5 protein-coding genes and 2 pseudogenes are annotated in these 10,913 nt (G+C 43.1%); all 7 read left to right on the top strand.

Annotated features, from left to right (window positions below):
* The first annotated feature begins 445 nt into the window (after positions 1-445).
* A pseudogene (locus BMZ78_RS19230) lies at positions 446-875 on the top strand (N-acetyltransferase family protein).
* 851 nt (positions 876-1,726) lie between these two features.
* Positions 1,727-3,026, top strand: a pseudogene (gene hcp, locus BMZ78_RS16435) (hydroxylamine reductase).
* Positions 3,027-3,494: 468 nt separating this feature from the next.
* Positions 3,495-4,997 carry an aldehyde dehydrogenase family protein gene (locus tag BMZ78_RS16430; RefSeq protein WP_093231495.1) on the top strand — a complete coding sequence of 501 codons (1,503 nt, stop codon included), beginning with the start codon at positions 3,495-3,497 and terminating at the stop codon, positions 4,995-4,997.
* 252 nt (positions 4,998-5,249) lie between these two features.
* Positions 5,250-6,788: a class I adenylate-forming enzyme family protein gene (locus tag BMZ78_RS16425; RefSeq protein WP_093231494.1), complete on the top strand. Its 1,539-nt coding sequence runs from the start codon at positions 5,250-5,252 to the stop codon at positions 6,786-6,788.
* A gap of 43 nt (positions 6,789-6,831) precedes the next feature.
* Positions 6,832-7,626, top strand: coding sequence for a response regulator transcription factor (locus BMZ78_RS16420; RefSeq protein ID WP_093231493.1), 795 nt, complete (start codon positions 6,832-6,834; stop codon positions 7,624-7,626).
* 388 nt (positions 7,627-8,014) lie between these two features.
* A complete protein-coding gene (locus BMZ78_RS16415) occupies positions 8,015-10,450 on the top strand; it encodes a xanthine dehydrogenase family protein molybdopterin-binding subunit (protein ID WP_245739885.1) in 2,436 nt (811 codons plus the stop codon).
* Positions 10,447-10,902 carry an SRPBCC family protein gene (locus tag BMZ78_RS16410; protein WP_093231492.1) on the top strand — a complete coding sequence of 152 codons (456 nt, stop codon included), beginning with the start codon at positions 10,447-10,449 and terminating at the stop codon, positions 10,900-10,902. Before BMZ78_RS16415 ends, BMZ78_RS16410 begins: the two co-directional genes overlap by 4 nt.
* Positions 10,903-10,913: the final 11 nt, after the last annotated feature.

Raw genomic sequence — 10,913 nt, 5'->3', positions numbered from 1 at the left:
CAGCTGTCCATTTTCTCCTTCCCATTGAAAACGACCCCTTTCTTCTTCCTTCATTATAACTTAAACTTTGTCTGGAAGATTATGGGGTCATTATAAGCTCACTCATTAATTCTGCCAGACTTTCAATGTCGTTATCGTTTGCCTCTCGTATGTATAGGGACATAAACAATCATTCCTCCTTATTTACAAGTATAAAACAAATATATTTAATAAAGTTACTACTTTTCAATCGGTATTGGAACATAAGGATTTTGGTGGAGGGGGGAGAGGGGAAGTCTAGCTGATTTGAAGTAACTAAACCGTGCCAGCTATAAATCGGGTTCGTCATCAAGCCGATCTACCCCCAACGGATAGTTACATTCAATTTAAACAGTACATAGTTCCATAATTGCCTGCAGGGATTGGGGCGGTTAAAAGTAATTTGGTCGACCCTCCTGATGGGAAAATTTATAATATTCCTGTTTCTTTCAATATCTCAAAGGCAAGTCGAGGGCGTTGTTTCGCCGCAGAAAGAGACGGACAAATAATCGGAGTATATGTACACTTGACCTCAAACTGTAGAGCCTGTTAATATTGCTGTTTTAGCTCAGGAGCAAGGAAAGGGTATTAGAAAAAAGTTAGTTTTACATGCTATTGATACAGCTCAATCAATGTGATAAAAAACTATAGAAATCGGGAATGGTAATTCCAGTATTTCTCAATTAGCCCTATATCAGAAATGTGGCTTTCGTATTATTGGTATAGATAGAGACTATTTCATAAATCATTACGAGGATACGATTTATGAAAAAGGAATTCAGTGTCGAGATATGATCCGTCTCTCAAGAATCTGTCTGAAGAAGAGAGCGGATATCTCCTACCCGCTCTTTTTTTAATACACTCTATCCCTCCTAGTTTCGTCTCTAACTCCTCCGAAATCCCTTCCAGATATGAAAGCTAAAATTTTAAGGCTTTGGGTCTCAAAAATCATTTCTCATCTTATACATGGAACGATGAATTAGAAACGTTTTTTGAGACTGGTCAAACTCTCATGCTATCATTTTAAATCATCATAACCAACATATATCGACTCAAAAACGATCGTTTTTGAGACAAGAAAAACCACTCCTTTGCAGAGTGGTTCCAGGTGGTAAGAACAATCCCAATAGGGCATGGGATATAAATCTTGGGCGTATCAAAAGAGAAAAAAAGAAAAGATCAGCAAGAAGCGCAAGATGAATCCCTGAATTTCCTGTATAAACACGAAATGACTTGAGTTCCCTAATTGGTGTCTCAAGTCTTTTTCCATTTATTGGACAGATGGTCCCAAAATTGATGGATACTCCTTCTACCCTAATTCTATCGCTTACAAAGCTCGTTCATGTTCCTGTATAGGTTCTAATCAAAAAGCCGATGTTCCTGTAGACCCTGTGATATCGGCTTTTTGTCGTAATCAGGATCTTGCATCATTCTTTCCGCTGTGAACACACCTCTATTTTTGTGAAATTAATCACATTAACTTTTTTCCAATACTGCTTATACTAATTATAATTGTAATGTTTATTTTCTGTGAACCACCTCCTATTTGTGATATTAATCACAATATCTTTATTCAAAATCGCTTACTCTTATATACACAGACAAAAATTCAGTTTGACAATGTGAGTGTGAAAGAGATATCAAGCTGGATAAAATAAGTTTCTTTTGGGCTCATTCTTTCATAGCTTGGAAAAGGAGGAAGGGAAGTATGTTTTGTCATCAATGTGAACAGACGCCAAGAGGTGGATGTAAAATTATCGGAGTTTGTGGAAAGAACGAAGTGATTGCTAGTTTGCAAGATATTTTGGTTTTTGGGTTAAAAGGGATTGCTGCATATCGTACACATGCTTATCAACTCGGATATACAGATCCGTTTGTAGATGCTACCACACATGAAGCACTTTACATGACATTGACCAATTCCAACTTCAATGAGCAAGAGCATTTTGAGATGGCGATGAAAGTAGGGAAAGCAGCGATCCGGGTTATGGAATTGCTGGATCGAGCTCATACAGAACGCTTTGGGATTCCGCAGCCCGTTCGTGTCAGCCAAAATAAAATAGAAGGAAAAGCGTTTTGGTAACAGGGCACAATTTGCTTTCACTTGAAAAATTGTTAGAGCAAACAATGGATAAAGGGATCAACATTTATACACATTCAGAAATGTTGCCAGCACATGGTTATCCTAAACTTAAAAATATCCTCATTTAAAAGGGAACATCGGGAAATCATGGTTTGATCAAAGGAGGCTGTTTGAAAAATTCCCAGGCTCTATTTTAGCAACAACGAACTGTGTCATGCCCATTAAAGGTTCGTATGCAGACCGTTTCTTCTCTTACGATGTAGCTGGTCTGGAAGGTGTACAAAAAATTGAAAATGATGACTTTACACCATTGATCAGGCGTGCTTTAGAGCTTCCAGAAGTGAAAATAGAGTCTGATCAAGAGCTCGTTACTGGCTTTCACCATGAGACAGTACTAGGAATGGCACCAGAAATTATCCAGGCTGTGAAAGATGGAAAAATTAAGCGCTTCTTTGTCATTGCAGGTTGTGACGCTCCAGGGAAAGGCGGAGAATATTATCGAGAATTAGCCGCATCCCTGCCACCAGAAACAGTTATTCTAACCACTTCTTGCGGCAAATTTCGCTTTAACGATGTAGATTATGGAGTAGTACCAGGAACAGATATTCCACGCTATATTGATTTAGGGCAGTGTAATAACTCGATTTCCACTGTGAAGATTGCGTATGCACTAGCCGAAGCATTTGGATGTGAAGTCAACGAACTGCCAGTCAGTATCGTGTTATCTTGGTTTGAGCAAAAAGCAGTTGCCATCCTATTGGGGTTGTTTAGTCTAGGTATTCAAGATATCCGTATTGGACCGAAAGCTCCTGAGTTTATTTCGCCAGGCGTGTTGCAAATATTACAAGAAAGATTCGGCTTAAAATTGATTGGGGATGTACAAGCAGATATGCAAGCCATGTTACTGGATAGTGCTACACACTGACCATCTCATTGTAAAAGGGAGCGCTTCATGATTTTACCGTTTACCCGTTTGGAGCAATCCGCTCACATTATTGATTCGGCTCTAGTCGAAATACAGAAGCATGGGCCGAGAAGGCCATAAGGACTCTTGTCCCACTGCCGGCCACGATGTTGGATCTCACTTGGTGCAAGTGGGATCTTTTGTTTTTTAGTGTCCAGAATTTGAACACTTTAACGTCAAGTGGACAGTCCATTTATTTAAAACCCATGATTCCGCAGCATTATATGTTGGCATGATTCTTGCTTACATATTCATGTGTGAAAGGCTTTTCAGGATGGAATAGCTACTGGCCTAAGTAGCTATTCCAAAGAAAGCTTTTTCAAATAAAAACAATCCATTAAAACAGGGGTTCCTCCGAGATATGCCGAAAAGCGGAGCAGAACCCCCTAAGCCTAACGAAATATTTGATAAAATGGGAGGTTTTCTTCAATGACAGTAAACTCTACAGCTCAACTTGATCCTCGTGTCCAAGCTTTTCTAGAAAGCGGACCCCATAAATTGTTCATTGGTGGTCAGTTTGTCGAGTCAATCTCAGGAAAAACATTCTCCACAAAAAATCCTGCCACCGGAGAGGTGCTGGCAGAAGTCTACGAAGCAGATCAAGCAGACGTAGATCGGGCCGTAGAAGCTGCTGAACGAGCTTTTGCGGGTCCTTGGTCAAAACTCACACCAAGTGAGCGTGGCCGATTGATCTGGAAGTTGGCCGATCTGATGGAGGAACATCTCGAAGCACTCGCACAGCTCGATACCCTTGATAACGGAAAGCCGATTCGTGAGACACGAAATGCCGATGTTCCTCTTGCCATTGATCATTTCCGCTACTATGCCGGATGGGCTACAAAAATTCACGGTCAAGTGATCGAGAATTCAGTAAGCCACAACATGTTCACTTACACACGGCATGAACCCATTGGTGTTGTTGGACAAATTATTCCTTGGAACTTTCCGTTGCTGATGGCAGCGTGGAAGTTGGGGGCCGCTTTGGCAACCGGTAACGTTGTTGTTCTGAAAACGGCTGAACAAACGCCGCTGTCTGCCCTATACCTGGCTAAGTTGATCCAGGAAGCCGGATTCCCCGAAGGTGTTGTGAACATTCTTTCAGGATTTGGTCCAACGGCAGGAGCCGCCATTGTTCAACACCCTCGGATCCGGAAAGTTGCGTTTACCGGATCTACTGAAGTAGGGAAACTGATCATGCGACAGGCAGCGGGTAACGTAAAACGGGTCTCTTTGGAGTTAGGCGGGAAATCGCCGAATATCATCTTCCCGGACGCTGATTTTTCCAAAGCCATTCCGGGTGCTCTAATGGGTATCTTCTTTAACCAAGGTCAAGTATGTTGTGCAGGTTCACGTCTGTTTGTGCACAAAAAAGTGTATGATAACTTCCTAGCCGACATGAGCAGTTATGCGTCAAAACTCAAACAGGGACCTGGATTGGATGAATCGACAGAGATTGGTCCGCTAGTGTCAGATGAACAATTGGAAAGAGTATCTTATTTCCTGAATAAAGGGAAAGAAGAAGGCGCAACTCCGTTGGTGGGTGGACAACCGCTTGATCGTCCTGGATACTTCGTTCCGCCAACGATCTTCACTGATGTTCGAGATGATATGACCATCGCAAAGGAAGAAATATTTGGACCGGTTGTAGCGGCGCTGCCTTTCGATAATGAGGAACAGATTGCTGATGTTATCCGTCGTGCCAACAACAATGAATATGGGCTTGCTGCGGGAGTCTGGACGACTGATGTACGGAAAGCTCACCGGGTGGCCCATGCCTTGGAAGCAGGTACAGTATGGGTGAACACGTATAATGCGTTTGATGCTTCAGTTCCATTTGGCGGGTATAAACAATCCGGTTTTGGACGTGAAATGGGAAGCTATGCACTCGAATTGTACACTCAGGTAAAATCGGTCTGGATAAATCTTGAATAATAATGATGAAGAACCTCCCTGTTCAAACTTATAATGGGGAGGTTCTTTTTAGGTTATAGGGGTCACCGTATAAAGTCCTGTTATTAATTTCCGGATAATTTGATTGATTTATAAAAGTACACATATCAAAAATACAAATACTTATGTTTTGATAATATTGTATAATTTTTACTAAAACTACTCCAAGTGGGGAGTGTTAAAATTATTTATAAGAAAAAGAATTAGGGCAAGCGATCAAAGGAGATGATGAAATTGAATCTGGGAACGGTTTTTGAATGTGCCGTAAGCAGGTATCCAAACAAAATCGCTCTTGTACAGGGTAATAGGAGTTACACATTCGCCCAATTGAATGAGGAAGTAAACCGATTGGCTTCTTCCTTACAGAAACTTGGAGTCAAAAAAAGAGATCGGATCATGGTTCTGCTCAAAAATCGCGTTGAGACGGTTTGCACTTTTTGGGCGATTCAAAAACTGGGAGCTATTTTTACACCGATTAATTATCGCCTGTCACCGGAGGATACTCAATACTGTATGAATGATGCGGAGCCGAAAATCGTTTTTTTCGAGAATAGCAGTGAACGTACTGTTATGAAAGCTAAATTTAATGAGAGACCCATTTTAATAGGTTTAGAACAAGACAAAGGAGACCTCACATACCAAGAACTGGTTGCAAGGGGTTCAAGTTTTTCTGAAAGTTCAACCATCGAAGACGATGATATAGCTGTCATGCTTTACACTTCAGGAACTACCGGGGTTCCTAAAGGGGTGCCGCGATCCCATAAAAACGAATATGCATCCACCATGGCTCACATTATACAAAATCAATATGAACTTTTTGAAAGTACGTTGGGAGTCATGCCTTTGTATCATACGATGGGGATACGATCTTTACTTGCGATGTGCATTTTAAACGGGAAATATGTCCTGGCTCGCGATTTTGATGCCCATACAGCTCTCACTCTTTTGTCGAGGGAAAAAATCAGTTGTCTATTTATGACCCCTACGATGTATCATGAGTTGTTGAATTATCCATCTTTTTCGGAATTTGACTTATCATCGCTTAAAAAGATCGGTTATGCAGGCGCCCCTATGTCTATAGCGTTAACAAAAAAATGCTTTGAAATGTTAAAACCGGAGCATTTTATCAACCATTATGGTAGCACGGAAATATACACCTTCACCACTTGTTCCATACTGAAGCAAAAGCCGGGATGTGCTGGAAAACCGGGAATTCATCAAAAAATTCGGCTTGTCGAACCGGATCCCAGCGGGGCTTCTACGCCAGAGGATATTGTTCCGCAGGGCAAAGTGGGAGAAGTTATTGTGCATGCCGGATCTATTGAAGCTTTTAAAGGATATTGGAATCGTCCGGATGAAACAAGAAAAGCAATTCGCAATCATTGGTTTTTCACGGGAGATCTTGGATTTCTCGATGAAGACGGGGATCTTTACATTGTGGGACGTATTGATGAAATGGTGATTTCTGGTGGGGAAAACATTTCTCCTATGGAGATTGAGGAAGTTTTGGTCCGTCATCCCAAGGTACTGGAGGCAGCGGTGATCGGGGAAGAAGATGAGCACTGGGGACAGATTGTAACAGCTTACATCGTTCCGAAAGATGGAAAAATCACCGTGCAGGAACTGGATCAATTTTGTAAGCAGAATCCGAAGATATCCAATTTTAAACGTCCCAGAAAGTATGTTTTCGTTAAGGAAATTCCGAAAAATCCAGCAGGAAAAATATTGCGTCATGAACTTCGGAATGGAAATTTTCAGAAAGTAGATTTTTAAATTTTTTTCATATAACAGCAATAATTCATAAGGAGGGATTGTCTTGGCTGGGTTGCTAATTGTAGATGATGAAGTGGAAAGTCGTGAAGAAATCCGTTTAGTCGTCCAGGAAAGCCAGTACAGTTACCTCTCGATATTTGAAGCTGGCTCTGCAGAGCGTGGTTTGGTTTTATTGAAGCAAAATCAGCCAAACATTGTGATTCTTGATTTATCGCTACCGGATATGGACGGGCTTCAGTTTGGAAAAAAGGTACTCGAACTATACCCTAACGTTTCGATTATCGTACTCACTCATTTAAAAATGTTTGAAATGGTACAGGCTGCTATCAATGCCGGCTTTTCCGGATATTTATTGAAACCGCTTTCAAAAATGGACCTTTTCTCCACCTTTGACAGGCTTTTAATTCCGGATCTGATTAAAGAAGCAAATTATCTAAGGAAAGCGGTGTCCTCTTCGAAAACAATCGAGATCGACCTTGGGAACCCCATTCAAAGTGCATTGAACTATATTCATAGCAATTTCCATGAGCCGATTACTCTAAATGAAGTGGCTGACCGGGTTTACCTTAGCGCCTCGCATTTCAGTCGTTTGTTTAAGGCGGAGATGGGGGTCACATTTATTGAATACCTGACAAAATACAGGGTGGAACAATCAAAAAGGCTGCTTAAGATGACTTCTCTTCCGATCGAAGTAATTGCGAATAATACCGGATTTGCGAATGCAAGCTATTTTGCCACTACCTTCAAGCGAATCGAAGGCATGACGCCTAGTGAATATCGGAGTATCTTTTCAAATCTCTTACACAATAATGATCCTGAGGAGAAATTCACCTTTTAGACATATCTTCGGATTAGCAAAAAAGTTGAAACAGGTATGAAATAATATTTAAACCATTAAATATGATAAATTCCTATTATTAAATTAAGCCGCTTCGGATGATCCAGAACATTACCCTGGGGAAGCGAAAGGCTTATACGATGAGAACAGTTATCGAATCCGACGATTCGGCACCCAGTCGATTTTTGAGGACGGGATCAGGGATCGAATGAATTACTTCGTTCATCAGCTGGATTGATTGAGTAAAAAAAGCCTTGCTGACAGGAACGGACGGGTTAGTTGTTGCGGTTAATGTTGAGTTTCCCAATCTTATTAATGAGAATAGCGGTCCCTGTAGTGATACTTTTGAAGATGATTAAAGAGTAGTAGTGAAAGGAGGATGCCGTAATTGAAACAGAATCGAATCGGCCAACCGATGTCTCGGGTGGAAGATGCGCGACTTACTTCCGGGCAGGGCACTTATATTGATGATTTGAATCCGCTTCCCAATATTCATCACGCTGCCATTTTGCGCAGTCCATATCCGCACGCGAGAATCAAATCCATCCGAACGGAAAAAGCGCAACAAATGCCAGGCGTTAAAGGTGTAGTCACGGGACAAGACATTGTGGAAATGACCAAACCGTTTCCGGTGGGGGTAACCGCTCCTGTAAAGTACTATTCACTTGCCGTGGATAAAGTCCGTTTCGTAGGCGAGCCTGTTGCTGTTGTAGTGGCGAAGAACCGGTATTTAGCGGAAGACGCACTGGATGCGATTGAAGTTGAATATGAACCGCTTCCTGCTGTGGTGGATATTGAGAAGGCGATGGAGCCGGAAGCACCGATCCTCCATGAGGAAGTGGAGTCCAACATTGCCAATCACCGTACATTTCATTACGGAGACGTTAATAAGGCGTTCATGGAAGCTGACTTTGTCATTAAGCATAAGTTCTTTTTCCCGAAATATAGCGCTACTCCGGTTGAAACGTATGGAGTGATCGCTCATTACGAGGCGTGTGGCAACAATTTGACAATCTGGTCCAATTTCCACGGTCCCTTTACCTTACAGTCGGTGATGGCAGCCGCTTTGCAAATTCCAAGCAATCATCTCCGAATCATCATTCCAAAAGATGTTGGAGGCAGTTACGGTATCAAGTCGGGCGTTTTTCCGTACATGGTTCTGATGGGGGTTGTATCCAAAAAGATTGGACTGCCGGTGAAATGGATTGAAGACCGGCAAGAACATCTGATGGCAAGCTCCAGTGGAACTGACAGAGTGACCTGGATTGAAGCGGCCGTCCAGAAGGACGGAACGGTTACGGGCTTAAAGATGAAAATGGTAGACAATGTAGGGGCATATATTCGGGCTCCTGAACCGGCCTGTTTGTATCGAACCCATTCAAACACTACTGGACCGTACCGAATTCAAAATTTAGCCATGGAAACTGTAGCTGTTATGACCAATAAGAGTCCAACGGGGCTTATTCGGGGATACGGAGGGCCGCAACTCTATTTTCCGTTGGAACGGATCATGCATATGATTGCCGACAAACTGGATATGGACCCAGCAGAAGTAATCAGACGAAACCTGATTCGAGCAGAGGAGTTTCCCTATAAAACCGCGTCTGGAGGCATTTACGACAGCGGGGATTACCTTACCGCGTTTGAAAAGGCGCTGGAAATGGTTGATTACCAGGGATTCCGTGAACGTCAGGAGAAAGCCCATCAGGAAGGAAAGTATCTTGGCATCGGCTTAGCCTGCATCGTGGAACCTTCCGGGTCAAACATGGGTTATATCACGGTAGCGCTGACTCCTGAGGAACGTGCAAAGTCGCTTCCGAAATCCGGATGTGCAGAAGGAGCGACCGTATCCATTGACCCTATGGGCGGAATCAGCGTGCGGATCAGTACGGTGCCCACAGGACAGGGTCATGAAACTGTTGCAGCCCAGATTGTCGGGGAAGTGCTTGGAGTAGACCCTCGCTCCGTTAAAGTGATTGCCGAAATGGATACACTGACGAGCCCTTGGTCAGTGGCATCGGGAAGTTATTCCAGCCGGTTTGCACCGATTGGTTCCAGTGCCGTGTACCATGCTGCTTTGAAAGTTCGACAAAAACTGTTAGAAATCGCAGCGGATCAACTTAAAGAATCGATAGACAACCTTGATATTGAAAGCGGAAAGGTCTTTGTTCGAAACAATCCGGAAAAGCAGGTTTCTTTGAAAAGACTGATCGGATCCGCCCATTGGAATCCGCAGGGGCTGCCGGACGGTATGGAACCGGGTATTCATGAGACTGCTTTTTATACGATTCCGACTGCTCTTCCGCCAGACGAAAATGATCTCGTCAATGGATCGGCTACCTACGGATTTGTGGCGGATGCGGTAACTGTAGAAGTCGATCCGGATACGGGCGAAGTGAAGATCCTGGATTATATCACGGTCCATGATGCAGGGAAACTGTTAAATCCCCTGATTGTAGACGGTCAAATCATGGGCGGATTGGTTCACGGTCTTGGCGGGGCTTTATATGAAGAACTGGCTTATGACAGTAATGGACAGTTCCTGACAGGAAGTTTCATGGATTACCTGTGTCCGACAGCCACCGAAATTCCACCGGTGACAATCAAGCATTTTTCGACGCCATCTCCGCTGACGCCTCTAGGTGCGAAAGGCCTGGGAGAAGGAAATACAATGAGCGCTCCGGTTGTAATCGCGAATGCAGTTGCGGATGCTCTCTCGCCTCTGGGTATTACTATTGACAGTCTGCCTTTATCGCCGAATCGTATTTGGTCTTTGATACAGGAAGCACATAATCAGAAACAACTGAAGGAGGAACTGGTATGAACGGAAACGGTTCCATTGAACTAAACGCTTCTATTGAGCATGTATGGAAAAAATTGATGGATCCCGAGGTGCTTGCAGAGTGCATCATGGGATGCAAGCAGTTGGTATTAATTGAAGAAGGAAAGTACCGTGCTGAACTTGCTGTCGGGATCGCTGCGGTGAAGGGGAAATATGACGCAACGATTGAATTGGTGGATGTGCAAGCTCCAAAAGGCTATAAACTGGTTGTGCACGGGGAAGGGGCACCAGGTTTTGTAGATGCGGAAGGAGTCATTCATTTGACACCGGTTGCCGAGGGAAAAACCAATCTAACCTACAGCTACACCGCTGAAGTTGGGGGCAAAGTAGCAGCCATTGGGCAAAGAATGCTTGGCGGAGTGGCAAAGTTGCTGATTAGTGATTTTTTCAAAAAAGTCAAGAAGGAAATTGAAAATGAACAGAAAACAGCGTAACAACTGTTCTG

Source organism: Thermoflavimicrobium dichotomicum, assembly GCF_900114055.1.
Lineage (GTDB): Bacteria > Bacillota > Bacilli > Thermoactinomycetales > Thermoactinomycetaceae > Thermoflavimicrobium > Thermoflavimicrobium dichotomicum.
Note: the sequence above shows the minus strand (reverse complement) of the source record. Positions and strands in the feature narration are given on the sequence as shown.

Bases quoted from the DNA above. Each gene is read 5' to 3' on its own strand.
- BMZ78_RS16430 (WP_093231495.1), top strand. From the start codon at position 3,495: ATGACAGTAAACTCTACAGCTCAACTTGATCCTCGTGTCCAAGCTTTT.
- BMZ78_RS16410 (WP_093231492.1), top strand. From the start codon at position 10,447: ATGAACGGAAACGGTTCCATTGAACTAAACGCTTCTATTGAGCATGTA.